The sequence below is a fragment of the Gemmatimonadota bacterium genome (genome assembly GCA_040388535.1).
Taxonomy (GTDB): domain Bacteria; phylum Gemmatimonadota; class Gemmatimonadetes; order Gemmatimonadales; family GWC2-71-9; genus Palsa-1233.
Genome location: JAZKBR010000007.1, coordinates 266,455 through 292,125, shown reverse-complemented (window position 1 = coordinate 292,125; position 25,671 = coordinate 266,455). Strand labels below are relative to the sequence as shown.

At 66.5% G+C, this 25,671-nt stretch carries 25 protein-coding genes, 5 tRNA genes and 1 pseudogene; 25 read left to right on the top strand and 6 right to left on the bottom strand.

Features of this window, described 5'->3' with window-relative positions; translation table 11 throughout:
* Window positions 1-17 precede the first annotated feature (17 nt).
* The 3 genes and pseudogenes from V4558_14680 (at window position 18) to V4558_14670 (ending at window position 1,952) form a co-directional block, all read left to right on the top strand.
* Complete coding sequence (locus V4558_14680; protein MES2306745.1) at window positions 18-635, top strand: hypothetical protein; 618 nt, start codon at window positions 18-20, stop codon at window positions 633-635.
* Window positions 635-1,515 (top strand): annotated as a pseudogene (locus V4558_14675) (sulfurtransferase). The gene V4558_14680 and the pseudogene V4558_14675 overlap by 1 nt, the downstream one beginning before the upstream one ends.
* A 62-nt stretch (window positions 1,516-1,577) precedes the next feature.
* Window positions 1,578-1,952: a hypothetical protein gene (locus tag V4558_14670; protein MES2306744.1), complete on the top strand. Its 375-nt coding sequence runs from the start codon at window positions 1,578-1,580 to the stop codon at window positions 1,950-1,952.
* 18 nt (window positions 1,953-1,970) lie between these two features.
* Here the strand turns inward: V4558_14670 and V4558_14665 are convergent, their stop codons facing one another.
* Window positions 1,971-2,846, bottom strand: coding sequence for an alpha/beta fold hydrolase (locus V4558_14665; GenBank protein ID MES2306743.1), 876 nt, complete (start codon window positions 2,844-2,846; stop codon window positions 1,971-1,973).
* Window positions 2,847-2,906: 60 nt separating this feature from the next.
* Between V4558_14665 and icd the strand changes: the two genes are divergently transcribed.
* Genes icd through V4558_14650 form a run of 3 tightly spaced genes read left to right on the top strand, consistent with a single transcriptional unit; the run spans window position 2,907 to window position 7,273 of the window.
* Window positions 2,907-4,181, top strand: coding sequence for an NADP-dependent isocitrate dehydrogenase (gene icd / locus V4558_14660; GenBank protein MES2306742.1), 1,275 nt, complete (start codon window positions 2,907-2,909; stop codon window positions 4,179-4,181).
* A 33-nt stretch (window positions 4,182-4,214) separates the two neighbouring features.
* Complete coding sequence (locus V4558_14655) at window positions 4,215-6,155, top strand: hypothetical protein (protein ID MES2306741.1); 1,941 nt, start codon at window positions 4,215-4,217, stop codon at window positions 6,153-6,155.
* The gene (locus V4558_14650) at window positions 6,152-7,273 is read left to right on the top strand and encodes an HD domain-containing phosphohydrolase (GenBank protein ID MES2306740.1); all 1,122 of its coding nucleotides are present in this window, start codon (window positions 6,152-6,154) and stop codon (window positions 7,271-7,273) included. Before V4558_14655 ends, V4558_14650 begins: the two co-directional genes overlap by 4 nt.
* Here the strand turns inward: V4558_14650 and V4558_14645 are convergent.
* On the bottom strand, window positions 7,195-8,190 hold the full coding sequence (locus V4558_14645) for a COX15/CtaA family protein (protein MES2306739.1): 996 nt from the start codon (window positions 8,188-8,190) through the stop codon (window positions 7,195-7,197). The two genes, V4558_14650 and V4558_14645, sit on opposite strands and share 79 nt — an antisense overlap.
* A 148-nt stretch (window positions 8,191-8,338) precedes the next feature.
* Between V4558_14645 and V4558_14640 the strand changes: the two genes are divergently transcribed.
* The 7 genes from V4558_14640 (at window position 8,339) to V4558_14610 (ending at window position 10,386) form a co-directional block, all read left to right on the top strand.
* A complete protein-coding gene (locus V4558_14640) occupies window positions 8,339-9,193 on the top strand; it encodes a DMT family transporter (GenBank protein MES2306738.1) in 855 nt (284 codons plus the stop codon).
* Window positions 9,190-9,843, top strand: coding sequence for an aminotransferase class IV (locus V4558_14635; protein ID MES2306737.1), 654 nt, complete (start codon window positions 9,190-9,192; stop codon window positions 9,841-9,843). Before V4558_14640 ends, V4558_14635 begins: the two co-directional genes overlap by 4 nt.
* A 45-nt stretch (window positions 9,844-9,888) precedes the next feature.
* A tRNA-His gene (locus tag V4558_14630) sits at window positions 9,889-9,962 on the top strand.
* 12 nt (window positions 9,963-9,974) lie between these two features.
* Window positions 9,975-10,047: transfer RNA gene (locus tag V4558_14625), tRNA-Trp, on the top strand.
* A gap of 83 nt (window positions 10,048-10,130) precedes the next feature.
* Window positions 10,131-10,203: transfer RNA gene (locus V4558_14620), tRNA-Glu, on the top strand.
* A 25-nt stretch (window positions 10,204-10,228) separates the two neighbouring features.
* Window positions 10,229-10,300, top strand: a tRNA-Glu gene (locus tag V4558_14615).
* 13 nt (window positions 10,301-10,313) lie between these two features.
* Window positions 10,314-10,386 (top strand) — tRNA-Lys (locus tag V4558_14610).
* Between the two features lie 56 nt (window positions 10,387-10,442).
* Here the strand turns inward: V4558_14610 and V4558_14605 are convergent.
* Entirely contained in the window at window positions 10,443-11,351 is a 909-nt protein-coding gene (locus V4558_14605) for a hypothetical protein (GenBank protein ID MES2306736.1), read from the bottom strand.
* Between the two features lie 151 nt (window positions 11,352-11,502).
* On the opposite strand from V4558_14605, the gene V4558_14600 reads away from it, so the two are divergent.
* From V4558_14600 to V4558_14550, 11 genes are all read left to right on the top strand, one after another.
* Window positions 11,503-13,221: an NAD-dependent malic enzyme gene (locus V4558_14600; GenBank protein MES2306735.1), complete on the top strand. Its 1,719-nt coding sequence runs from the start codon at window positions 11,503-11,505 to the stop codon at window positions 13,219-13,221.
* A gap of 119 nt (window positions 13,222-13,340) precedes the next feature.
* The gene (locus V4558_14595) at window positions 13,341-14,051 is read left to right on the top strand and encodes a hypothetical protein (GenBank protein ID MES2306734.1); all 711 of its coding nucleotides are present in this window, start codon (window positions 13,341-13,343) and stop codon (window positions 14,049-14,051) included.
* Window positions 14,052-14,225: 174 nt separating this feature from the next.
* The gene (locus tag V4558_14590) at window positions 14,226-14,840 is read left to right on the top strand and encodes a hypothetical protein (protein MES2306733.1); all 615 of its coding nucleotides are present in this window, start codon (window positions 14,226-14,228) and stop codon (window positions 14,838-14,840) included.
* Window positions 14,837-15,499 (top strand): hypothetical protein, encoded by a 663-nt coding sequence (locus tag V4558_14585; GenBank protein MES2306732.1) that lies wholly within the window; start codon window positions 14,837-14,839, stop codon window positions 15,497-15,499. Before V4558_14590 ends, V4558_14585 begins: the two co-directional genes overlap by 4 nt.
* A gap of 142 nt (window positions 15,500-15,641) precedes the next feature.
* On the top strand, window positions 15,642-16,313 hold the full coding sequence (locus V4558_14580) for a GntR family transcriptional regulator (GenBank protein MES2306731.1): 672 nt from the start codon (window positions 15,642-15,644) through the stop codon (window positions 16,311-16,313).
* A complete protein-coding gene (locus V4558_14575; GenBank protein ID MES2306730.1) occupies window positions 16,310-17,749 on the top strand; it encodes an aldehyde dehydrogenase family protein in 1,440 nt (479 codons plus the stop codon). The genes V4558_14580 and V4558_14575 overlap by 4 nt, the downstream gene beginning before the upstream one ends.
* Before the next feature lie 20 nt (window positions 17,750-17,769).
* On the top strand, window positions 17,770-18,672 hold the full coding sequence (locus V4558_14570) for a dihydrodipicolinate synthase family protein (GenBank protein MES2306729.1): 903 nt from the start codon (window positions 17,770-17,772) through the stop codon (window positions 18,670-18,672).
* Window positions 18,669-19,613 (top strand): proline racemase family protein, encoded by a 945-nt coding sequence (locus V4558_14565; GenBank protein ID MES2306728.1) that lies wholly within the window; start codon window positions 18,669-18,671, stop codon window positions 19,611-19,613. Before V4558_14570 ends, V4558_14565 begins: the two co-directional genes overlap by 4 nt.
* Complete coding sequence (locus tag V4558_14560) at window positions 19,610-20,749, top strand: FAD-dependent oxidoreductase (protein MES2306727.1); 1,140 nt, start codon at window positions 19,610-19,612, stop codon at window positions 20,747-20,749. The genes V4558_14565 and V4558_14560 overlap by 4 nt, the downstream gene beginning before the upstream one ends.
* Window positions 20,746-20,997, top strand: coding sequence for a (2Fe-2S)-binding protein (locus tag V4558_14555; GenBank protein MES2306726.1), 252 nt, complete (start codon window positions 20,746-20,748; stop codon window positions 20,995-20,997). Before V4558_14560 ends, V4558_14555 begins: the two co-directional genes overlap by 4 nt.
* Window positions 20,994-22,268: an FAD/NAD(P)-binding oxidoreductase gene (locus tag V4558_14550; protein MES2306725.1), complete on the top strand. Its 1,275-nt coding sequence runs from the start codon at window positions 20,994-20,996 to the stop codon at window positions 22,266-22,268. Before V4558_14555 ends, V4558_14550 begins: the two co-directional genes overlap by 4 nt.
* Here V4558_14550 and V4558_14545 read toward each other — a convergent pair.
* From V4558_14545 to V4558_14535, 3 genes are read right to left on the bottom strand one after another with little or no spacing between them, the layout of a single operon-like run.
* The gene (locus tag V4558_14545) at window positions 22,265-22,651 is read right to left on the bottom strand and encodes a MarR family transcriptional regulator (GenBank protein ID MES2306724.1); all 387 of its coding nucleotides are present in this window, start codon (window positions 22,649-22,651) and stop codon (window positions 22,265-22,267) included. The genes V4558_14550 and V4558_14545 overlap by 4 nt on opposite strands.
* A gap of 35 nt (window positions 22,652-22,686) precedes the next feature.
* Entirely contained in the window at window positions 22,687-23,613 is a 927-nt protein-coding gene (locus V4558_14540; protein ID MES2306723.1) for a CopD family protein, read from the bottom strand.
* A 4-nt stretch (window positions 23,614-23,617) separates the two neighbouring features.
* Entirely contained in the window at window positions 23,618-23,995 is a 378-nt protein-coding gene (locus tag V4558_14535; protein MES2306722.1) for a transcriptional repressor, read from the bottom strand.
* 85 nt (window positions 23,996-24,080) lie between these two features.
* Between V4558_14535 and V4558_14530 the strand changes: the two genes are divergently transcribed.
* On the top strand, window positions 24,081-25,667 hold the full coding sequence (locus V4558_14530; protein MES2306721.1) for an alkaline phosphatase family protein: 1,587 nt from the start codon (window positions 24,081-24,083) through the stop codon (window positions 25,665-25,667).
* Window positions 25,668-25,671 lie beyond the last annotated feature (4 nt).

Here is a 25,671-nt window from a genome sequence, read left to right as displayed (position 1 = left end):
CAGCCGGGGCTGAACCGATGATCGACGAGCCATTCGACCTGACACCACCCGACGACGACGCAGCCCGGCCGGCTTCGGTGCTGGCGGCGACGGACGCGCCGGTGCCACTCCGTGTCGAGGAGATCAGCGACGAGCGCGTCCCCGAAGGGATGAAATGCCTGGGCACCTTCCTCGATGGCAATCTGGTAGCTCGATGCGCAGTGCCACCGGGGGCGATCGAGTATTTCGAGCGCCACGGCGTCTTCGGAGAGCCACGGCAACTGGTGCTCGCGGCGCGCGAGGAGGAACCGGGCCTGCGCTGTGAGCTCTACGCGATCGTCCCCATGCCACCGACACCGATCGAACCGGATGGTGATGACGAGTCGGAGCCGTGGTCGTCCTCCGTGCCATCATCGAGTTATGAACGTGCCGTTGCCGACGCGACAGAGGATGACGACGCTGAGACCAGCGAGGAGAGCGCGTCGCCGATGGCCGCCGTACTCCTCGGCCAGATCGTCCGGTTTCAGCGGGACCGCAAACACCCTGAATCGCTGCCACTCGAGACCGTGGACGTGCTCGCACGCATTGTGTCGGGCCGAGTCGTCGAGGTGGTCGACAAAGTTCTCGAAGACCTGCTTGGCCCGGGAAATCCCTGATGTCCATTCCTGCTGTCACCGCCATCGGAAGCCGTGGTTACGCCCACCCGGAAGTGCTGGTGGATTGCGCGTGGGTCGCCGCGCACCTCGACGATCCGAAGGTTCGGCTCCTCGAATCCAACGAAGACTTGTTGCTCTACGAGACGGGGCACATCCCCGGCGCGGTGAAGATCGATTGGGTACAGGACCTCAACGACGCCGTCGTCCGTGATTACGTCGATCGCGATCGCTTTCAGGCACTCCTGCGCGAACGGGGTATCGATGACGATACCACCATCGTGTTCTACGGCGACAAGAACAACTGGTGGGCGTGCTACGCGCTCTGGGTCTTCCAGCTCTTCGGTTTGAAGCAGCTTCGGCTGCTCGACGGCGGACGGGCACGCTGGCAGGAAGAAGGCCGCCCGCTGGTGACCGACCGCACGGTAGTGCGGCCGGGCAACATCGAGGTGGGGCCGCGCCAGGATGCGACTATTCGTGCCTTCAAGGACGATGTGCTGGCGCACGTCGGGCGCGGCGGTCAGTTGGTCGACGTGCGCTCGCCCGAAGAGTTCCGCGGCGAGCGGATGCATATGCCCGACTATCCCAACGAAGGGGCGTTACGTGGCGGACATATCCCCGGCGCGCGCAGCGTGCCGTGGGCCAAGGCGGTCGATCCTGAGACCCATACTCTCCGGTCAGCGGCCGAATTGCGCACCCTCTACGAGACGGAGCAGGGGCTCAGCCCCGGCGCCGACCTGATCGTCTACTGCCGCATTGGCGAACGCTCGTCCCACAGCTGGTTCGTGCTGACCTACCTGCTCGGCTGGGCCAACGGCGCAACTACGACGGCTCGTGGACCGAGTGGGGCAACTCCGTGCGCACTCCGATCGAGCGCCCGTAGGTCGATACTTCACACCCTCTCCAACTGATGGCGACGGCCCCGGGCCGCGGGAAAGCTGACCGATGATTTCGTACGGCATCTACAAGATTGTGCATTTGTCCGGGATGTTCCTGCTCTTCACCATTCTGGGCGGCATCGCGCTGCATGTGCTGAATGGCGGGACGCGCGAAAGCAACGTCGGCCGCAAGCTCGCCGGCGCCTTGCACGGTGTGGCGCTCTTTGTGATCCTGCTCGGCGGATTCGGCATGCTCGCGCGACTCGGGATGGTGCGCGGCGCCTTTCCGGGATGGATCTGGGCCAAGCTGACGATCTGGGTGATTCTGGGAGTGTTCGGGACGCTACCGTACCGTCGCCCGGAGGTCGCCAAGGTCTATCTCTTCGCGCTGCCCCTGCTCGGTGCGCTCGCCGCGTGGTTTGCGATCTACAAGCCGATCTGAAGCCGGCCTGGCGCGCGGCTAGCGCGTCACGAACTCCACTACACGACGGATCACCTCGGGATCGCGCAGGATGGCGCGGTGCCCGAGGCCCGTGGTGCTCATGAACTCGGCACCCGGCCAGGCACTCGATAGGGTTTCGCCGTCCTGCCACGGTACGTCCGGATCGTCCAGGTCGTGCACGACAAGCCCGGGAACGCGCAGGTCGCGCGCCGCGATGGGAATGTCGAGGTCTGACCAGGTGATGGCGAGTCGCTGCTCGGCATTGCGCTGCATCCGGGCGTAGACATCGGACGACAATCCGAGGAGGTCGCGAAATCGGTGGGCCCAGCCAGCGATGTCGGCGGGCGCCGCGATGGTGACCAGCCGGTTGACGGGCAGTCCTCGCGAGACGGCAAACACCGACGCAGCTCCTCCGAGCGAATGCCCGACAAGTGCGTGTGCCGGACCCACCTGTGCGACGACTGTTCGGAGCGCCGCGGCGAATTCGGGCATCGATGAACGCCAGCCGGTCGACTCACCGTGTCCCGGGGCGTCAAAGGTGGCTACCTGACCACCGACCGCGAGGATCGCCTTGGCGAGTGGCGCGACGCGACCGGCGCTGCTGAGCCAGCCATGAGCGAACACCACCAGTGGCCCGCTGCCTCCCCAGTGATACCCCGCCACCCGCTCTCCAGCGGCGCTGACCGTAAAGCGGTTCGCAGTCTTCAGGAACGCGACCTCCTCGGCCCGTGCTGCCCCTCGCGGGGTCCGAAAGAAGAGCGCCTCCGCCGCGCGCGCGGTCATGCCAGGGGCAAGCCGGCCAGCCGCTCCGAATGCCGTCCGGAGGGCGCTGAGGGCGAGGTGGGTGCGATGGAGCGGTCGCGCAGGGGCGAGGTGCTTGGGGGAGTCCGCCATGATCGGAAGGATATCACCGCGCTGCGTGGCAGGGGCGAGCTCCGGCGCTATTATTCCGGGATGCCTACCAATTCTGCGGCTTCGCCCGCCTTCCAGCAGCTTTCCGCGCCGACCGACGGCTCGCCGATCACCCTCAAGGATGGTGCGCTGCAGGTGCCCGACGCGCCGATCATCCCCTTCATCGAGGGTGATGGTACTGGTCCCGACATCTGGCGCGCGTCGCGGCACGTGCTCGACAGTGCGGTGAAGATTGCCTACGGCGGCAAGCGCCGCCTGGCGTGGTTCGAGGTGTACGCCGGCGAGAAGGCCAAGAACAAGTTCGACTCCTGGCTTCCCGAAGACACCATCACCGCCATCAACCATTACCTGGTCGCCATCAAGGGGCCGCTTACCACACCGGTCGGTGGCGGCATCCGTTCACTGAATGTCGCGTTGCGTCAGCAGCTCGATCTCTACGCCTGTGTCCGCCCGGTGCGCTGGTTCACCGGTGTGCCCTCGCCCGTCAAGGATCCCGGCGCGGTCGATATGGTGATCTACCGTGAGAACACGGAAGACATCTACGCCGGCATCGAGTACGAAGCGCACAGTGATCAGGCGAAGAAGATCATTGCCTTCCTGCAGGACGAGATGGGCGCCAAGAGCATCCGCTTTCCCGACTCGAGCGCCATCGGCATCAAGCCGGTGTCGGAAGAGGGCTCGAAGCGGCTGGTGCGGGCTGCGATCAAGTATGCCATCGCCCAGAAGTTGCCAAGCGTGACGCTGGTGCACAAAGGCAACATCATGAAGTACACCGAGGGCGGCTTCCGCGACTGGGGTTATGCGGTGGCGAAGGAGGAATTCGGTGCGGTCGACCACGAGGGGGGCCCATGGCAGGTGTTGCCAAACGGCGTGATCATCAAGGACGTAATCGCCGATGCCATGCTGCAGCAGATTCTGCTGCGTCCGCGTGACTATAGCGTGCTCGCCACGCTGAATCTCAACGGCGATTACATCTCCGACGCGCTCGCGGCACAGGTCGGCGGCATCGGCATCGCGCCCGGGGCCAACATCAACTATGTCACCGGCCACGCGATCTTCGAGGCGACGCACGGTACTGCCCCGAAATACGCGGACAAGGACATGGTGAATCCGGGCTCGGTGATCCTCTCGGGCGAAATGATGCTGCGCTACCTCGGCTGGAACGAAGCCGCCGACCTGATTCTTGAATCGCTCTCGGCAACCATCGGACAGAAGCGAGTGACGTACGACTTCGAGCGACTGATGGAGGGTGCGACCAAGGTGTCGACCAGCGGATTCGGGAACGCCATGGTCGAGAACATGGGCTCGCATGCCTGAGCAGGTCGCCGCCTCGCGGAGTCGGGTCGTCGAGTGAGCGGTCGCTCGCGCGGGGTGGCGATGCCGCGCTCGGTCGAGGCGGCGCTGCGCGAGTTCGTCAACGCGCAGAGCAAGGCGGCGATGTACCCCGCAGGGCACGGATTCGTGGTCACCGCAGCTGCCGCGCTCACTGAAAAACTGGGCGCGGCACTCATGAATCGCGATTCCATCACCATTGGTGTGACGCCTCGTGGTATGCTGCTCGATGGCACCACGGTCGAGCCGCTCCCCACCGTCCTGCGCGAATTCGCGGTGCGGCTGCATCGCCGCAACATCGGGACCTTGGCGCTGCAATCCGGCATCACGGCGCACGAAGTCGGCATCATGCTCAGCGCCCTGGCTGCCAGCGATGCCGACGAAACGGTCGGCGTCGAAGGGCTTCGGCTGCAGCACATCCGCATCGAGCCGATGGTCTACGATGTCCTCGCCTTCGCCGACCCGGCGATGGAGAGCGATATCGATGATGTCTTCTGGGGCCAGTTGGTCGAGGCCGCGTTCGGCCACCGTCTGGCCGAAGGGGAGACGGCTCCCTCGACGGCCGCCCTCGCCGATGCAATCAGTGAGCGTGCGACCCAGAGTCCTGAGGGCGCCCGCCGGGTCTTCGAAGCGCTGGGTGGGTTTTCGCACTCGCTGGCAGCACGGGGCGATCGTGCATCGGGCAGCGCGCGCAAACGATTCGTCGATGTGCTCGCCGCGTTGTCGCAGCCGACCACCGTACGCGTCGTGGCAGCCGCGCCATCGATGGCCTCGCGTCGACGTTTCCTCAGAGACACCCTGTCGATCGTTCCCCCCGCCCAGTTGATGCTGCTGCTCGAGTCCGTCGCCGAGGCGGATGGTTCGCCCATTTCGCCGCAGCTGCGATCGCTGCTCGGCAAGCTGGCTGGCGTGGAGGGCGGCCCGGGCACGGTGGTGGCCGGAGCCTTCTCGGCACAGGTCGCGTCGCTGGTGGAGCAGTGGGAAGGGGTCGGTGTCGAGCAGGACGAGGAGACCGATCCGCGCCTCGGGATGGAACCCGCCCGGATCGTGGCGATGGGACTCGAACTGAACTGCAGTGAGCCGCCTGTCCTGAGTGCTGCCGCCGCGCTCGGCGAGAAGGGCCAGATTGTTGAAGTGCTGCAGCTGCTGGAGCACGAGAAGAACGACAAGGCGACAGTGCAAGCCATCGCCGATGCAGTGCTGGATCCTGGCCTGCTCGAGCGACTACTCTCGGCACCGCAACCCGACTTCACCCTTGTCGAGCGGGTGTCGCTGCACTCCGGCGCAACGGCAGTGACACCCTTACTTGATGCGCTCGCGCGTGCCGGCGAACGCAGCACCAGGCGCCGCCTGCTCGACATCCTCACGCGTATCGGTCCGTCTGCCGAAGAGGATCTCGTCGCGCGACTCGCCGGTGCGCCGTGGTTCCTCGCACGCAACATTCTCGCGGTCCTGGCGCAATTTCCGGCGATCACCAGTGTCGATCAGGTCTTCGCGGCGTTCAACAATCCGGAGCCCCGGGTCCGCCAGGAAGCGCTCAAGGTGTTGTTGCGTCAGCCATCGATTCGCGATCGCGCCGTCATCGAAGCGCTCGAGAGCGGCGATGAGTCACTCGGCCGCGTCGCCCTTGCGTCGCTCAACGGGGTCTGTCCGGCCCCGCTGGTGGCACCGGTGCTGACGATGCTCGGCGCGGCGAGCGATGATCTCCGCTTGCAGGCGATCCGTCTGCTGGCCGGCTCGGGGAATCCCCTGATTGTTCCGCAATTGCTCGCGCTCGTGCGCGCACGCAAGGGGTTGCTCCGACGTCAGCGATTGCTGCCGAAAACGCCGGTGATGCTCGCCGCGCTTGAAGTGCTGGCGGGTCGGTGGCGCAACCATCGGCCTGTGCTCGTTGCGCTGCAACTCGCCAGCAAGTCGAACGACCCGGAGATCCGCGCGATGCTGGGTGGTCACGGATGAGCGAAGCCGTCCGTTTCCTGCACGCGTTCGCGCAAGCCATGTCCGCGGCGTCGCTCTATTCGCCTGGGCATCCCGCGACCCGCCGGTCAGTCGAGGCACTGTATCAGAGCATCCTCTCGCTCCTCGCGGTGGACTCGCGCCCCGTGCTCCTCTTCCTCGGCGGGGCGCCGGTCTACGCCGGTCGCGCACTGCACGAACTGAGCGACTGGCCGTGGAGCCGTCGCCTCACGGCCGTGGGCGTGCAGCGCCTCGAGCTCGATTCGACCGTGACGATCGACTCAGCGGCGATGCTGATCGAACAGGTGATGGTGCGGATGTCGACGGGGGCAAGCTCGGCCGTCGGCGAGGCCAGCATACCTGGCGTCGTCTTCGGCAGTGTCGCCGTGCTCGAGGATGTAGCGCTGGAGCCCTCGGAGCAGGCCTTTGTCGGCGGGGCGCCCAACCGCGAACTGCTACTCGACCTCGCCGACGAGATGGAGGCGATGGCCTGGATTCGGTCGGAGGCGGCGCGCGGTGCTGTGGCGCGAGGCGAAGCCGAGGCCGTGGTGCGCATCCTCGGCGGCCTGTTCGAGCATCACGAGTTGCCGCAGGTCGCGCACGGCGACAATCCCGAGTGGTATCCGCTGGTGCACGCCATCAACACGGCGTTGCTGACCATGGCCGCTGCTTCGCCCTGGGTCGACAAACCGGGCCGTCACCGCCTCGGCGTGGCGGCACTGCTGCACGACATCGGCATGGCACGGATCAATCAGGAGCTTGGGAACAAGGAAATGCTCACGGTCGCAGAACGGATCTCGGTCGAAACGCATACCGTGCTCGGCGCCCGCCTGCTGCTTGAGGCAGGTGGCCGGGGAATGGAGCTCGCGGCGGCGGTGGCGTACGAGCATCACCTTCGCCCCGATCAGTCCGGTTATCCCACACGCCGCTTCCGACCCACGCCGCACTGGGCGAGTCGGCTGGTCAGTGCAGCATCGACGTATGCGGCGCTGCGTTCACCGCGCGCCTTCCGCCCGCGCTGGGCCGCCGATCGCGCGCTGGCCTACCTCGAGTCGGGGGCAGGAACCGTGTTCGACGCCGAGGCCGCGAACATGCTCGCGACGGTGGTGCGCTCGATCTGAGGCGCCGTCGCTTCCGCGGCGAGGTGGACCACCGACAGCCAGAGCAGGTCGGCGGTGATGAGATGCAGCAACTGCAGCGCCATCGGCACCAGCATCACCAGCGCGAGCAATCCCACACTCCACTGCACCAGCACCATCGCCCCCGTGACACGTGCCGCGCGCGCGAGCCGCGGGTCGTCGTGCCAGTGTCGCACCTGGGTTGTGAGCACGATCAGCAGGGCACCGGTTACCAGCGCGAGCACCGGATGCCAGACTCGCAGCCGCAACAGGACGTGCGCCGTAGGGTCACGATCCTGGGCCAGCCCCTCGGTCAGGGTGCGCGCGGGAAAGAGCGTGTCACCGAGCGAGGCGATGGCGCCGCTCATCCCGATCGCGAGCAGGGCGACCATCGCGAGCAGCAGCAGCCACCAGCCACGTCCGATGCCCAGGCGGGTCGGGGCGCGTCGGCCGTCCGCCCATCGGGCCGTCAGGAAGATCGCCGCGAGGAGCAGCTGGGTGTTGATGAGGTGCGCGCCCAGCGAGAAGGCACGCGCGAGCGAAGCATTGTGGGCCACCAACTCGAACTTCACCAGGCCGGCGCCGATGGCCGCCTCGATCAGCATCAGGATCAGCGAGGCCATCGCACCGCGACGCGCCCAGTGACCGGCAGCAAAGCGGCGCCGTGTCCAGAGTACCAGCGCAACAATCAGCACGAGCGCAAGTCCGCTGGTTACCCGGTGGGTCAGCTCGATGATCGTGTGCACTGTTGGCGAGGGTGGAATGACTTCCCCATTGCACAACGGCCAGTGGTTGCCGCAGCCCGCTCCCGAACCGGTGGCGCGAACCAGTGCGCCCCAGACGATCACCAGCAGGTTCACGGCGAGGGTCGCGAAGGTAAACCGGACGATCGGGGAAGAGCGGTCGGGTGAGTCAATCATGCTGAAGAAATAGCGACCTCGCTGGGTCGTGGCACGTGACCAGTGCCCTCGGCCTTCCGACCGGTCGCTTCTCCTGCGAACTTGATGGCGAGACCGGCACCCCGTCCCTCCCGCCAAGGACAGCTACGGTTTGACCCTTTCGCCACGGTTGAGAATCGCCCTCGCCGCACTGCTCTTCTCGACCGGAGGCGCTGCCATCAAGGCGTCCGACTTCGGGGCGTATCAGGTGGCGTCCTTTCGCTCTGGGGTGGCGGCGCTGACGCTGCTGATCCTGGTGCCCAAGGCCTGGCGCGGCTTCGGGTGGAAGCCCCTGCTGGTCGGGGCGGCGTATGCGGCGACGCTGGTGTCATTCGTGCTCGCCAACCGGCTGACCACCAGCGCGAATACCATCTACCTCCAGTCGACCGCGCCGCTCTATCTGCTGCTGCTCGGCCCCTGGCTGCTCCGTGAGCCGATCCAGCGTCGCGACCTGCCGATACTCTTTGCGGTGCTCGGCGGCCTGGTATTGGTATTCCTCGGGGATGACGCGCCTTCCACGACGGCTCCTGATCCGGCGAGGGGCAACCTGTTTGCGGTGGTGAGCGGGTTGTCGTATGCCTTGATGATCTGCGGCCTCCGCTGGCTTGGGCGCGATGGTGATGCCGGCGGTCGGGGTATCGCCGCGTGCATCCTCGGCAACATCATCGCCTGCGTCGCGATTCTTCCGATGGCGCTGCCAGTCGGGAGCCACCCATTCAGTGCGTGGAGCGTGATTCTCTATCTCGGCATCTTCCAGATCGCGGGGGCGTATGTGCTGGTGGCGACGGGGATCCGGTCAGTGCCGGCGCTCGAGGTGTCGTTGCTCCTGCTGGTCGAGACTGCATTCAACCCGGTCTGGTCGTGGTTGCTGCTGCATGAGGTGCCGAGTGTCCTCGCCCTCCTCGGCGGCGGGCTGATCATCGTTGCCACGGTCCTGCAAGCGCTGCGTGCCCCTGCCGTGGCTCCCGCGGTGGAGGCGACTTGACCCTGGCGACCTCGCTGATCGAGACCGTCCGGGTAATCGACGGCCGGGCGCCGCTCTGGCCGCTGCATCTGGCGCGCCTGGAGCGGAGTGCCGAAGCACTCGGGCTAACCCTCCCCGAGCTCACCCGCCCCGAGGGCGGGGAAGACCGTGTCGTCCGGATCGAGGTCTCGGCCGGTCGCGTCCTGGCCAGCGACCGGGAGGTCGGAGGGACGGCGCCGCTGGCGCTGTATACCTCGCCCGCGCCGCATCGAGGGTATCCCCACAAGACCGCCGACCGGGCGTGGCTCGAGGCCGCCAGAATGACCGCCGGGCACTTCGAGGCCGACGACGCCCTGATGCTTGATAGCGCAGGGCGAGCTATCGAGGCCACCATCTGGGCGATAGCCTGGTGGGACGGCGAGACACTGGTCTTCCCTCCGTTGGCGCTCGGCGGGCTTCCGAGCGTGGCGCGTGCGCGACTCGCCGAAACCGTCCGGGGCGGGGTGAAGGAGGCGGCGGTCAGCCGGGAGCAATTGCGCGGCGTGGCGCTCCTGGCCTGCAATGCAGCGCGGGGGGTGGTCTCGGTGGCGGCGCTCGATGATGACGCCGTGCCGGCCAATCATCGGACTCTGGCACTCGCTCGACGCTTCTGGGCACGACGCGACGCTTGACCGCCCCCCCGCTGCGGGGCATTTTAGGCCTCTCGCGGTCAAATGGTGCCCGTAGCTCAATTGGTTAGAGCGCCAGACTGTGGCTCCGGAGGTTGCGGGTTCAATCCCCGTCGGGCACCCTGATCGCGCGAAGGTCCGTAGCTCAATTGGTAGAGCACCGGTCTCCAAAACCGGGGGTTGCAGGTTCGATTCCTGCCGGGCCTGTTGAGAGGGCACGCCGCTGTCCTGCGAGGGGCAGGGTTGAAGGTCTGGGCCGCTGGCTTATATTGCGCGGCTGTTCGCGACACGGCGCTATCGTCTAGAGGCCTAGGACACAGCCCTCTCAAGGCTGGAACACGGGTTCGAATCCCGTTAGCGCTATGACAGTTGATTCACCGGGACCCTCGGCCCCATCGTCTATCGGTTAGGACGCGACCCTTTCAAGGTCGAGAGACGGGTTCGACTCCCGTTGGGGCTACTGTCAGAAGATCGCCTCGATAGCTCAATTGGTAGAGCACGTGACTCTTAATCACTAGGTTCCAGGTTCAAGTCCTGGTCGGGGCATAAAAGGACCGCGTCTTCGGAGAACTCCGGAGACGCGGTTCCTGTTTTGGGAACCCCTAGATCATCGCGCGCGCGAGCACCCTCCTGAGCGTCCCATCCAGGATGAACCCGAGTCCCCATTCTCCGGCCGAGAGGTCGTCAGTCTCGGCCCAGAAGCGGTTTATCCCGATTCGGAGGAGGAAGATCACGTGTGGTGCAGACTGCGGAAGCTTCGAGTCACGATTGATGGTCTTTGCTGCGAGCTTGCACAGCGAATGATCTGAGATGATTGAAACCTGGGGATCACGCATGAACGGCAATGAGAGTCCCCGAAGGAACGAGTGCTCCGTGCTATCCCCGACCAGGTGGGTGAGCCACTCCAGCTGATTGCCGAGGTGCCCCTCATAGTCCGTTGGTGTGGCGCATCGCGTGAGATCCGGGGGTGCGATCCCGCTCGGCCCCCAGGACATTATGGTGAGGAAAGGCAGTTGCCGGGAGGCAAACAATTCCCATCGATGATCTATCCTGATCTGTTCCCAGAATGTCAGTACGGTGGTCAGCGTGGAGTCCAGCACGTAGGCTCTCGAAACGCCGCGTAGATTAATTCCTTCCGCGACAAACCGATTTGACCCGATGCTGATGACGAATACCTGATCGTAGGAAGTCGAGTCGGAGCTCGCCGTTTGTGCCCACGATTCTGGTCGATATGCTTGCATGGCGATGGCCGCGCGACTGCACAGCGAATCCGATGTCAGGATTTTCACGCTCGTGTCAGCGGGGCGCGCCCCCGAAAACTTGAAGGTCGCTTCCGATTGCGTGGGGGCGTTGAGGTGTCGAATTACGTTCTTGCGGAGCGCGACCGCATATCCGTCATGTGGCGCGATCGGCGCGCACTGACTCGCCCTGACGACCTGAGCAGATACGGTGCCCGGACAGAGCAGGATCGCCGTGAGGGCGAGTGAGGTGTGGAGGAGCAGTCGACGCATGGCGGCCTGAGGCGATGTTGTCACTGGATTCTAGGCCCGGCGGCGTCCGCGGGCCACGTATGGCGACTTCTTGCGCCTCCCCGGGCGGATGGCGTATGTTCTGCCCCCGTCACCCGATATCGGCAGTCGGGTCGGGCACTCCGAAGAAAGTATGGCGCCGTCACCTCGTGGCGGCGCTTTCAGTTTTCATCCGGCGATACCGGGCATCGAAGGGACGGCAATGAGCATCACCCCGCGCGCGAACAGCGAACGCCGTGCCCCTCGCGGCGTCGAGATTCTTCAGGATGGTCGCCTCAACAAGGGCACTGCCTTCACCGAAGACGAACGCGATCGACTGGGACTGCGCGGGCTGCTGCCGCCCCGCGTCTTCACGCAGGAAGAGCAGGAGGATCGCGTCCTCGCGAATCTTCGCTCGCTCGACGCCCCGCTTGATCAGTACCTCGCGCTCGTCGCGCTGCTCGATCGCAACGAACGCCTCTTCTACCGCACCATCATCGATCACCTCGCCGAGTTCCTGCCGGTGGTGTACACGCCGACGGTGGGCGACGCGTGCAAGAAGTTCGGCCGGCTCTTTCGCGAGACACGCGGCCTCTATATCTCAGCTCGCGATCGTGGGCAGATCGTCGCCTTGCTGCGAAACTGGCCGGCAGAGAAGGTCTCGGTCATCGTGGTCACCGACGGCGCCCGCATTCTCGGACTCGGCGACCTGGGCGCGCACGGCATGGGAATTCCGATCGGCAAGCTCACGCTCTATACCGCGTGTGGTGGCGTCGACCCGGCGCTCGGCTTGCCGATCATGCTGGATGTGGGCACCGACAATGAGGCGCTGCGCGTCGACCCGCACTACATCGGGCTGGCGCAACCGCGCCTCAAGGGCGACGAATACACGGCGCTCGTCGATGAGTTCATGGCGGCGGTCGAGGAAGTCTTCCCCGGTGCCCTGATCCAGTTCGAGGATTTCGCGACCAACAATGCCACCAAGTTACTGGCGCGCTACCGGATGCAGGCCTGCACCTTCAACGACGATATCCAGGGCACGGCCGCAGTCACCCTCGCCGGCCTGCTCAATGCCGGCCGTGTCACGGGGGTGCCGCTCACCGAACAGCGGATCCTCTTCGGTGGTGCCGGTGTGGCCGTCGGATGTGCCGAGCTGATCGTGAAGGCGATGCAGCGGAGCGGGATGAGTGAGGCCGATGCGCGTGCGCGCTGCTGGTTCTTCGACAGCAATGGCCTCGCGGTGGCCGGGCGCCCGGTTCTCTCCGAATCGCTGCGGCCGTTTGCGCAACAGCATCCTGGCACGCGTGATCTGGTCGAGGCGATCGATCTGGTGCGGCCGACCGCGCTGATCGGTCTCTCCGGGGTTACCGGCCTCTTCACCCAGCAGGCCCTGCAGGCGATGGCCGCCATCAACGAGCGGCCGATTGTCTTCGCGATGTCGAATCCGACCTCGCAGGCCGAATGCACCGCCCAGGCCGCTTACCATGCGACCGAGGGCCGGGTGGTCTTTGCCAGCGGCTCGCCGTTCGAGCCGGTCGACTGGCAGGGGGCACTGCGCATCGTCGGCCAGGCCAACAATGCCTACATCTTCCCGGGTCTCGGCCTCGGGGTGGTGTCGGCAGGGATTCGCCATGTGACCGATTCGATGTTTCTGGCGGCCGCCGACGCGCTGGTGGCAGCCACGGCAACGGCAGAACTCGAGACCGGATCGATGTACCCGCCGGTCGAGCGGATCCTGGCTGTCTCGATCCAGGTGGCCGAAGCGGTGGTGCGGACCGCCTTCGCGGAAGGATTGGCTGAAATCACGGATCTCGAGGGAGTCCGCGAGTTGATCGCGGCGAATCTCTACGATCCACGCTATCCCGAGCACTGATCGGCCGCTCGCAGCCCGGCGCACGCTCTGCAACCTGATGATGTGGGCCGGCGTATCATGCTGTCGGGCCGCTCTGGTCCGTTCCCCCATCACCGTGTCGCATTCGCAGGAGTTGCCGCGTGCGCGTCTCCCTTGCCTCTCTCGCCGTTATCCTCGCTGTCGCACCCATCGCGGCGCAGGAAAAGCCAGCTCCCAGTGTCACCACGGCTCTGGCCGGCACCTGGACCCTCGATCCTTCCCGTAGTGATTCCATCCCGGGCAATCCGATGGCGATGATGGGTGGTGGCGGCGAACGCGGCGCCGGTGGCGCGGCCGGTGCTGCGGCTGCGGTTGGTGGGGCGCCGGAAGGCGGGGGCGGGGGACGTCGAGCTGGCCGTGGTGGCGGTGGGGGCGGTGGTGGCGGTGGTGGCGGTGGCGGGGGTGGGGGTGGTGGGGGAGCCGGCCTCGGGGCGCGTCGCGGTGGCGGCGGCATGAACGACCCCAAGATGCGCATCGTGATGGGCGAGGCCCGGCCGGCGCCGCTGATGGTCATCACCGCGAGCGACTTCGATGTCACCATCGCCGATGATCAGGGGCACATCACGCCATGGCGTGCTGATGGACGCAAGCACCAGGAAGCTCAGATGGAAGGTGGCGTGCTCGAGACGGAATCGAAGTGGAAGGGGAAGACACTGGTGGTCGAGCGCGGCATCCCCGAAGGCGCGTCCGTCCGTCGCGAATTCAAGCTCAGCGAGGACGGTGCGTCGCTCGAGGTCAAGACAGTAATCGACAACGGCGGCCGCAAGGTCGAGCGGAAGTTTGTCTACAGCAAAGGGGCGTCGAAGCCGTGAACTGAAGGGTGAGGGTGATGGATGATGGATGATGGATGAGGGATGAGGGATGATGGATGATGGATGATGGATGATGGATGATGGATGATGGAGGCGAGGGGCGAGCGATTCGTCTCTCGCTTCTTGCTTTAAGGGAGTATTTTGAGAGGGCTGCCATCCCCCTTGGAGAAACCAGTGCGCTCACGCCTTGCTCCGCTCGCCCTCCTTCTCGCTGCGGCACCCCTCTCGGCGCAAACGGCGCTTGCGACAACGCTGAACGGATTCGCTGGAACGTGGCTGAATGACGCGGCCCGCAGCGATTCGTTCCCGGGCGGTCGATACCCCGGCGGGTGCCATGCCAGCGGCAAACTCACCCTGGTGCCTCGGGATCTGGTGCGACAGGGAAACTTCCCGCCTCCGGGGGCAGGCCGCGCGGGGCCGATACTCGACCCGAAGGTCATCGCGTTCATGGATGAAATCCGACTCTTCGCTCGCATCACGATCGACGCAGAGGATAGTGTCGTCGTGATCTCCAACAGCCCCAAGTATGCGACCCGGTGGCGTGTGGATGGACGACGGCACCAGGAGGCGCAGATGGAGGGTGGGCTCGTCGAGTTTGAGGCGAGCTTGAAGGGCGAAACGCTGATCGTCGAACGTCGAATCCCGGAGTGCCACTTAGGGTTGCGTCGGGAATTTCGGTTTGGAGTTGATGGCAACAGCCTTGAGGTACAGATGACAATCTCCTCGGTTGGGCCGAAAACGAAGAAGAGGTTCTTCTATTCGCGCGGAACTGGCGAGACGATGCCATGATCAGCCGCCTGGCATTTGCGCTCGCGATCCTGACCTATCCGCTCCCGAGCCAGGCGCCGTCTCCCGGCGCTGTCATGCGCACGCTCGTGGGGAAGTGGTCGCTTGATCCCACGAGGGGGGATCGACCCTTCGTTCAGGCCTTCAGTGCTTGTGGGTCGATCGTCAAGCGCGATCGTATCGCTCCGGAATACGCCCTTGCCGATTCGTTGTCGCGGGCGCGCTTGATCGCGTCCGGGAGGACCGTCACCATGGCAACAATTGCGAAGCACCCCACCGGGAACGCGTTGCCTGCGGAGTTCGAAGTGATGACGCGCGATGGACGGCCCGACAGCTCGCTGACCATCACCGGGGATAGCGGCTTCGTCACTATCACTGGGAGCGAGACGGCAACGCTTGACGGAGTGATTGACGGGCGCTGGCATTCCGGAGTACTCGCGGCAGGTGGCATCATTGAATTCATGGCCAAGTGGGGACGAAACTCGCTGCAGGTTGAACGCGGATTGCCGGAATGCCCGACCACGATCCGGCGCGAGCTCCGACGCAGCAGAGATGGCAAGAGCCTGGAGGTTCGGATTTCGATCGAGAATCCCCCGCGAGGCATCCGAAACGTCTCCCGGACGGTCTACTACACACCTTGGGGTGATCCGGCCCGCTCTTAGCTCTCCGTATCTCCCTCCTCCATCCTCCATCACCCATCACCCATCACCCATCACCCATCGCCCATAACCCATCACCCATCACCCATCACCCTCATCCTCATCCCTTGCGCCTCCAGCTGTTTGGGATATTGTATACAATCCGATGCCACTCCTCCGACGCACCCTCACCGACGCCGCTGTCGAGGCGCTCCGCACCCGGCTCCTGTCCGGAGAATGGCCCGCCGGGGCGCCGCTCCGCCAGGAGGCGCTCGCCGCCGAGCTGGGGGTGAGTCGGATCCCGCTGCGCGAAGCGCTACGCCAGCTCGAGGCGGAGGGGCTTGTCGCGCTTCAAGCGCATCGGGGCGCCGTGGTGGCCCCCCTGGCGGTGGCCGAGGCGGCCGAACTCTTTGAGCTGCGGGCGCTGATCGAGGCCGATCTTGCACGCCGTGCGGTGCCGCGCCTCACCACCTCCGATGACACCGCGCTGCGCCATCACGCCGCCGCGTTCGAATGCGCGGTGGCCACGGGCGACGTGAGCGCGTGGGGCGATGCGAACCGGGCATTCCATTTCGCACTCTATGCGCCGGCGCAACGACCGCGCACGCTCGAAACTGTTGCCCGCCTCCACGCACAGTCCGACCGATTCCTGCGCCTCCAACTCACACTCACTCGCGGGACCTCGCGCGCCGTTCGTGAACACCGGGCGATCGCGGCCGCCGCGCGCGCTCGCGATACCACCCGGGTCGTGCGGTTGTTGCGCGAGCACATCCTCAGCGCCGGGCGCGCGCTCGCGGACACCCTCGAACATCACCGTCCGCCGGAGAAATCCGCATGACTGATATCCTCCCGCACCTCATTGCCGGGGCGTTCCGCCCGGCCTCGACCTCGGACTACCGCGACCGGTTCGATCCTTCCGCGCCCAGCCTGCTCATCGCGCGCGCGCCCGTGGCCAACGCCGGCGACGTTGCCGCTGCGACGGCCGCCGCTGCCGAGGCATTTCCCGGCTGGCGTGGCACGTCCGGGCCCGCGCGCGCCGAGGCGCTCTACCGCTGGGGTGAAGCGATTGCGGCGCGTTCGGATGAACTCGCGCGCGCCATCACACGTGAGGTGGGGAAGCCGATCGGCGAAGCCCGCGGCGAGGTCGCGCGTGCGGTGGTGATCTGTCGCTACTACGCTGGTGAAGCGGTGCGCGAGGTCGGTGAGGTGATTCCGGCTCAGGCCGCCGATGCACTGCAGTTCACCCTGCGGGACCCGGTCGGCCCCGTCGCGCTGATCACGCCCTGGAACTTTCCCGTTGCAATCCCACTCTGGAAAGCGGCACCGGCGCTGGCCTTCGGCAACACCGTGGTCCTGAAGCCATCGGAGCTTGCCTCGGGGGTGGCGCATCTCCTCGCCGAGACCGCGCTCGCCGCCGGGATCCCTGCCGGCGTGTTCAATGTCATTCACGGCGATGGCTCGAGCGGCGAGGCGCTACTCCGGAGCCCGGCCATTCGTGCCGCCTCGTTCACCGGCTCGCAGGCGGTGGGTGCCCGCGTCGCGGCGATCGGTGCTGAACGAAATATCCGCATCCAGACCGAGATGGGCGGCAAGAATGTCGTCATCGTGTCGCGCACCGCGGACCTGCAGAAGGCCGCCGTGCTCACCGCGGCCGGCGCGATGCGCTACGCGGGACAGAAGTGCACCGCGACGTCACGTGTCATCGTCGAGGACGCAGTGGAGGCGGAATTTCTTTCGCTGCTTGCTGCTGCCGTCGGGGCACTGCCATTGGGGCCCGTCGACGATCTCGCGAGTGCGGTCGGACCACTGATCTCGGCCGAATCGCGAGCGCGGATCGAGCAGGCGCTGGCCGACTCGCCGGCAGAACTCCTGTTCGGCGGGGTCCTCCCCGAAGCGCCGCAGTACCAGCAAGGTCACTGGTTTGCGCCGCGGGCGGTCCGGCTGGATCGCAGCGACCATCCACTCGCCCGTCGCGAACTATTCGGACCGGTGCTCGGCGTGCTGAGCGCTCACGATCTCGATCACGCCGTCGCCCTCGCCAACGACACACCGTTCGGCCTCTCTGCTTCGCTTTTCACCCGTGATCTCGCGAGCGCCCTGAGCTATGTTCGCCGAATCGAAGTAGGGCTGGTCCGGGTCAACGGCGACACCACCGGTGTCGACCCGCACGCGCCGTTCGGCGGGATGAAATCGTCCTCGTCGGGAAGCCGGGAGCAGGGTCGCGCCGCCCGAGACTTTTACACCGAGACTCGTACCGTACAGATTCATCCTTGAGAGGATTTCCCATGACTGCCATGACTCCCGCCGACTGGCGCGGCGTATTCCCCGCCATCACGACGCCGTTCGGACCCGACGGCGCCGTGGACCACGAATTTCTCGCCGGCCACGTCCGCCGTCTCCTCGCCTCGGGGTGTCGCGGCCTGGTGCCCCTCGGCTCGCTCGGTGAAGCAGCCACGCTCACCGCGGCCGAGAAGGTGGCCGTGCTGCGGACTTGCGTCGCTGCCACCGGCGGCAAGGTACCTGTGGTCGCAGGCGTCTCGGCGCTGGGCACCGATGAAGCCGTGACGCTCGCGCGCGCTGCTGCGGATGCGGGCTGCCGCGGGCTGATGGTGTTGCCGCCCTACGTCTATCAGGGCGACTGGCCCGAGATGCGGAGCTACGTGAGCGCCATCATCAAGGCGACGCCGCTCTCCTGCATGCTCTACAACAATCCGATCGCCTACGGCACCGATTTCCTGCCGGAACAGGTGCGCATCCTGTGCGAGCACGCCAACCTGCACGCCGTAAAGGAGTCGAGTGGCGACATCCGCCGGATCACGGCGTTGCGCGCGTTGCTCGGTGATCGTCTCGCGCTCTTCGTCGGACTCGACGACGCGATCCTTGAAGGCGTTGCCGCCGGGGCCCAGGGGTGGATCGCTGGTCTGGTCAACGCACTGCCGGATGAATCGGTGTTGCTGTTCGAGCACGCGGTCGCCGGTCGCACGAGCGAGGCGCGCGCCCTCTACGACTGGTTCCTGCCGCTGCTTCGTCTCGACACGGTGCCGAAGTTCGTTCAGCTCATCAAGCTGGTGCAGCAGGAGGTCGGGCTCGGCAACGAACGAGTGCGCGCGCCCCGGATGGTGATCTCCGGCGTCGAGCGCGAGATGGTCCTGGGCCTCATCGGCGAGCGGCTGGCCCACCGGCCGGCGGTCGCGTGAAATCCCACGCGCCGATCGAGGTCGTCGACTCGCACACCGAGGGTGAACCAACACGCGTGGTGCTGAGTGGCTGGCCCGAACCGGCTGGCCGGACCGTGGCGGAGCGCCGCGATACAATGCGCCTGCATCAGGATCAGTTGCGTCGTGCTGTCGTGCTCGAGCCGCGCGGCCACGACGCCATAGTCGGTGCCTTGCTGGTTCCTGCCGAGCGCGCAGGGGCGGCGACCGGCGTGGTGTTCTTCAATGACGCCGGCTATCTCGGTATGTGCGGCCACGGCCTCATCGGCGTCGTGCGCACGCTGGATCACCTTGGCCGGATCGGGCCGGGTCCGGTAGAAGTCGACACGCCAGTAGGCCCCGTCAGTGCGGTGCTCGGCATCGACGGTACGGTGACGATCCGCAATGTGCCGGCGTACGTGCATCGTCAGGGGCTCACCCTCGATGTCCCTGGACTCGGCTCGATCACCGGTGATGTCGCCTGGGGCGGCAACTGGTTCTTCCTGACCACGTGGCCAGCTGTGGCACTCGAGCTGGCGAATCGCGCGACGCTGATGGACGTCACGATCAGGATTCGGGCGGCGCTCGCTGCCGCCGGCCTGACTGGTGCCGACCGTGAGCTGGTGGACCACGTCGAGCTTTTCGGCGCACCGACTCGGCCCGACGCCGATTCGCGCAACTTCGTGCTCTGTCCAGGTGCGGCGTACGACCGCTCCCCGTGCGGCACCGGAACCTCGGCGAAGATGGCCGCGCTGTTCGCGAAGGGAGAGCTCGCACTCGGTCAGCAGTGGCGGCAGGAGAGCATCGTCGGTTCCCGTTTCGTCGGCTGGCTGGAGCGAGAGGGCGATCTCCTGATCCCTTTCATTCAGGGTCGCGCGTATGTCACGGGCCGCACCACGCTGCTCTTCGACAACGACGATCCCTTCCGCTTCGGGCTCGCATGAACACGAGTAGCGCGCCCGATGTAACCGTCATCGGTGCCGGCCTGGTGGGCGCGGCGACCGCGCTCCGGCTCGCCGAGACCGGCCTGCAGGTGCTGCTCGTCGACGCCGATTTTGCAGGCGGCGGCAGCACCGGCGCGGCGATGGGTCACATCGTGGCGATGGACGATTCCCCCGCGCAGCTGGCGCTCTGCGCCGACTCGCGCCGTCGCTGGGACGTGCTCAGCGAATCCTTGCCTGCGGCGGCAGAGTGCGATCGCTGCGGCACGCTCTGGCTCGCCGCCAACGACGAGGAGCTCGACGCGGCGTCGCAACGCGTGGCGGGATACACGGCGCAGGGGATCGACGCCGCAGTGCTCGGCCAGCGCGAGCTGATGGCCGTGGAGCCGCATCTTGCTTCGGGGCTGGCGGGCGCGTTGCTCGTCCCGGGCGACCTCGTCGTGTATCCGCCCACCATCGCCCGCGAACTGGTGTTGCGTGCAGTGGCACGTGGCGCCCGGCTGCGCGAGCACGCGTCGGTGAGCGCGCTCGCAGCCCGCGAGGTGCGCTTTGCTGACGGGAGCCGCCTCGCGACGGGTGCTATCGTGATTGCGGCCGGCGTCGCTTCCGCTGGCCTCGTCCCCGGGTTACCGATCATTCCTCGCAAGGGGCACCTGGTGATCACCGATCGCCAGCCTGGGCTGGTGCAGCATCAGCTGGTAGAACTCGGCTACCTGCAGAGTGCCCACACCTTTGGCGCGGCATCGGTTGCGTTCAACGTGCAGCCGCGACGCACCGGCCAGCTGCTGATCGGCTCGTCGCGCGAACTCGTGGGCCTCGATGCTGCGGTCAATCGGCCACTGCTCGCGCGCATGCTCGCCCGTGCCCAGCAATTCATTCCCCGGTTGCGCGAGGCGCGTGCGGTGCGGACCTGGACAGGCTTCCGCCCGACGACACCCGACAAGCTTCCCCTCATCGGACGGTGGCCCTCGCTGCCCGACCTGTGGATCGCTGCCGGACACGAGGGGCTGGGCATCACGATGGCGCCGGGAACGGCCGAAATGATTGTGGCGGGAATTCTGGGACAAACCCCAGCAGTCGACCCGTCGCCATTCCGCCCTGAACGACCGATGCCGCAGTTCGAGTCGGAGGCCGCGTGAGCGACAGCGATGTCACGGTCTCGGTCGACGGCGTACCGCGCCGGGTACCCGCGGAGGCGACCGTCGCCGCGGCGTTGCTGCAGCTCGGCATCACCACTTTTCGACGGGACCTCACCGGTCGACCGCGAGGACCCGTGTGCGGCATGGGCACCTGCTTCGAATGCCGGGTGACGATCGACGGGCAACACGATCTGCGCGCCTGCCTGGTACCGGTGCGAGAGGGCATGCGCGTGGAGACCGGAACGTGAGCGATCGTCGCCGCGTCGATATCGTCGTCATCGGAGCGGGCCCTGCCGGGCTGGCAGCCGCGGCGTCGGCCGCTGCCCGTGGCCGCCGGGTGCTGGTGATCGACCAGGGGCTGCGACCAGGTGGCCAGGTCTGGCGGCATCAGCGCGAGACGGAGCTGCCGACCCGTGCACGAGCGCTGATGGTGCGCGCGCGCAATGCCGGGGCGACCTTCGCCGCCGAGGCGCGTGTCGTCGATATCAACTCGCCGCACGAGCTCATCGTCGACTTCCGCGGGCGCATCGCCCCGGTCGGCACGGAATGCATCATCCTGGCGACTGGCGCCAAGGAGAGATTCCTCCCCTTTCCGGGCTGGACACTCCCCGGCGTGATGGGTGTCGGTGGTTTGCAATCGTTCTGCAAATCCGGGTTGCGGATGACCGGCAAGCGCGTCGTCATCGGTGGCACAGGGCCGCTCCTGCTCCCCGTGGCGGCAGCGCTCGCACACGCCGGGGCAGATGTGCGCTTCGTGGCGGAGCAGGCCGGGAGCGTCGCGCTGTTGCGCTTCGCCGCGTCGCTCAGTTCCTCACCGGCGAAACTGCTCGAGGGCGTTCGCTATCGCGGGGCGTTTCTTTCGACACCGTATCGCACGAATAGCTGGATTGTCCGCGCGGCGGGCGAAGGTCGACTGCGCAGCGTCACGGTACAGATCGGAAAGCGCATGGAGGAGTTCGACTGTGATTTCGCCGGCGCCGCGATGGGTCTGGTGCCGAACACCGAACTCGCGCAGTTGCTCGGCTGCACCATGCGAGAGGACGCGATCGCCACGGAAGCACTGCAGCAGACCAGCATCGCCGGCGTGTGGGCGGCAGGGGAGTGCACTGGAGTGAAGGGCGATGACGCCGGGATCGCGGAAGGAGAGATTGCCGGTTGTGCTGCGGCCGGAGATCTTCGCGCGGCACGACATGCGACCCTCGCCGGGCGTCGTGACGCGGGTCGTCGCTTTGCTGCCCGGCTTGCAGCCACCTTCGCGCCGCGTCGCGAGGTGCTCACGCTCGCCGCGGATGATACCATCCTCTGCCGCTGTGAGGATGTGGCGTGTGGCGCGATCCAGCCGGAGTGGAGTCAGCGGCAGGCAAAGCTCTGGACGCGCGTCGGGATGGGAGCCTGTCAGGGCGCCGTCTGCGGCCCGGCGTGCAGCGCCATGTTCGGATGGCAGCCCAACGCAGTGCGCCCGCCGCTGCAGTCGCCCGAGGTCGGCGGCTGGAGCGCCGCCCTCACGCACGACGACTAAGGCGCGCGCAGCGCCTGCGTCACCGCCTCGGCAAGCCGTCGCAGTCGCTCGCCATCGGCTTCTCCGAGCGCCGCGACGAGCGCGGCATCGACATCGCTCCACACCCGTCGGACGGTGCCTTCGATCAGCCGCGAACGCGTCGTGGGATGAATCCGCAACACCCGGGCATCGTGGGGATCGCGCCGGCGCTCGAGCAGGCCACTCCGCTCGAGACGCTGCACCATGCGGGTGACTGTCGGCGGCTCGACACCGAGCCGCGCGGCGAGGGTCGCCTGGCGTAGCCCAGGTTCATCCCAGATCGCCAGCAGCAGCAGATCCTGTCCCGGATGCACGCCGTGCGGTGCCAGCAGCGCACCAAGGCGTGCCCGGTGGGCGCGAGCCATGGCCTGAAGGGCGAGGCCGAGCGGGGCGTGCGAAGTCACGAGGCGTGGACGGGCAGCGGAGCCGCAATCAGGAATGCCGTGATGGCGAGCATCACCAGGCCGAGTGAGAGCTCGATGACGACGGCGCGTCGCAGGCGCGATGGTGCGATCGGCAGACCGCGTTCGAGTCCTGGGGTGACCACCTTCCAGTTCCACCAGCCGATCGCGGCAACACCGGCCAGGCAGGCCACCTTCGCGATCAGCAGTTGACCCCACGTGGTCGTCGGGATCGCCGCGAGCGACCCGGCATCGGTCCAGGTCGAGCGCACCCCTGAGATCAGGAGCAGCGCTGCGCCGATCCGTGCTGGCACCGAGAAGTCGCGTACGACGGCAGCGAGCGTCGGCAAGTGCGAATCACCGCGCAGCGCGGGAAAGACGATCAGTGCCAGTGCGCCAAGAGTGCCGAGCCAGTAGCCACCACCGATGAGGTGGGTCATTGACACGATGCGGCCGAGCCAGGGGCCCCACAGCGCATCGGCCGCGTGCCCCATGCCGGTCTCGCTCCACAACAGGGCCGCGACCAGGAGCACGGTGACGGGGCGGCGTACTCGCTCATTGTTGCGTAGCAACCAACTGGTCGTGAGCAGTGCAAAGGCCGCGCTCGTCTGCAGCACCCACGCGTTGCCCCAGCTCCCTTGCCAGAGCATCCCGCGGATCAGGTCGGTCGTCACCGATTCGCCTGGATCGACGAACGAGAGGAGCTGCAATGCGGCGCGCCCGAGCGAGAGCATCAGCATGAACCAGCCCAGCAAGCCGGGAAGCCGGGTGAACCAGCCACGGAGTTCGGCATCGACCGCAGCATCGCGACCGGTGACTCGACGGGCGACAATCCCCTCGGCCAGGATGACGCCGACGAGCAAGAGCAGGGTCGTCGCGATCAGGCCACGGACGACGGGGAAGAGCGGGGCGCTGGCGGATGTCATTGGTTCAGGAGGCCATCAGGCAATCGACGCAGGTGCCGTTGAGGATGATCTCGTGAGCTTCAAGGCGGCATCCCGTGGGGACCAGCTGGTCAAGCATGTCGAGGCAGCCCGGTGCGTCGAAGACACGGTCACACTGGCGGCAATGAAAATGGTGGTGGTGCGGCTTGCCCTGGAGTTCATAACGAGGGGGCTGACCCGGTAATTCGACCGGCACCAGCCACGCTTCGTCAATCAGGATCCTGATGTTGCGATATACAGTGGCGATGCCGAGTCCAGCGACTTCGCTCCTCGCGCCGGCAAGGACTTCGCCCATACCGAGCGGGCGATCGCTGCGCTGGAACACGCGACGGATCGCTCCGCGCTGTCTGGTATTACGTTCCATGGCCGCGGCACCTCCACCAGTGGATCGCGGATTCGTGACAATAATACGCTCTCATTCCCCGGATTCACACCACCGGAGAAGCCGAATGTTGCACCGCTACGCCACCATGGTGGCGATCAGCCTGCTCGCGATCAGCCTGCCACTCGCCGCCCAGCGGACGGTCGCCAGGCCTGCGACGGCCAAGCCGATCCGGCTTGTCGTGGCGATTGCTGTCGACCAGATGCGCCCCGACTATCTCGACCGCTTTCGTGGCGATTTTCGTGGCGGCTTCGCGATGCTGCTTCGCGACGGCGTCTTCTTCCGGAATGGTGAGCAGGATCACGGTGTGACCGAAACGGCCCCGGGGCACGCCACGATGATGACGGGCCGGACACCTGCCCATGTCGGCATCGTCTACAATGATCTCGGCGTCCCCGACCTGACCACGCCACTGATCCGCAGTACCGCCACGGGTGCTTCGCCGCGACGCATGCTCGGCTCGACCCTCTTTGACTGGATGCTGGCGCACGACTCGGCGACGCGCGTCCTCTCCGTCTCGAGAAAGGATCGCGGTGCGATCCTGCCGGTTGGCCGGGCCAAGGTCCCCGTCTTCTGGTTCTCCAAGGGAATCTTCACCACCAGTCGCTGGTACGCCGACACGCTGCCATCCTGGGTCACGGCCTGGGATGCGCGTGATCCGGTCGGTCGCTTGCGTGGCAGCGCGTGGACCCTCGAGCGCGATCCGGCGAGCTATCCCGAGCCAGACGATCGACCCTTCGAAGTCAATGGCGCCGACCGACTCTTCCCTCATCTGTTGTCGACGGACTCTGCCACCGCGATCGTCGAGATCGAGAAGCGTCCGGCGATGGACTCCCTCACGCTGGATTTTGCTTTCACCGGCGTGAAGCAGATGCGGCTCGGCACCCGCGACGGCGCCGACTTCCTGAGTCTCTCGCTCTCGACGACCGACGCGATCGGCCATCGCTGGGGCCCGGGCTCGCGCGAGATCCACGATCAGCTGCTCAAGCTCGATCGCTACCTCGGCGCGTTCTTCGATTCCCTTGCGACCATTGTGCCGCCCGGTCAGATGATCGTGTCACTCACGGCGGACCACGGTGTCACGGAGTACCCCGAGGCTGGGGTCGGGGGCCGTGTGGCGCTCGCGCCATTCGCGCGCATGCTCAACACCTGGGCGCGCACGCGCTGGCGGATCGACATCGGCGCCGGTGTCGAGACCGGGCTGATCTACGGCGATCGCCCCGCGCTCGCGAGCCGCGGCGTTAACGTCGACTCCCTCGATGACGTCCTGGCTGCCGAGGTGAGGAAAATGCCGGGTGTGCGGCGGGTCTTCACGAACCGCTCGCTTGCCGCGGCCCGATCAAACGACCGGGATGCGTCGTACTGGCGGAGCAACCTGCCGCCGGGCTTTGGCTGGTTTGTGGTGGCCGTGGTCGACGAACACTTTATCTTCGGATCCAACAAGGCCGAGACCTCGCACGGCACCCTCAACACTGATGATATGCGAGTACCGATTCTCTTCCGTGTTCCCGGCGTCGCGCCGCGGCGCGTGGAACGGATCATTCGTACCGTAGATATTGCCCCCACGCTGGCGCAGGTGCTTGGAGTCCGACCGACGGAACGCCTCGATGGCGTGCCGCTTCCTGAACTATTCGGCCGACGGCCGACGAGGTAACCGC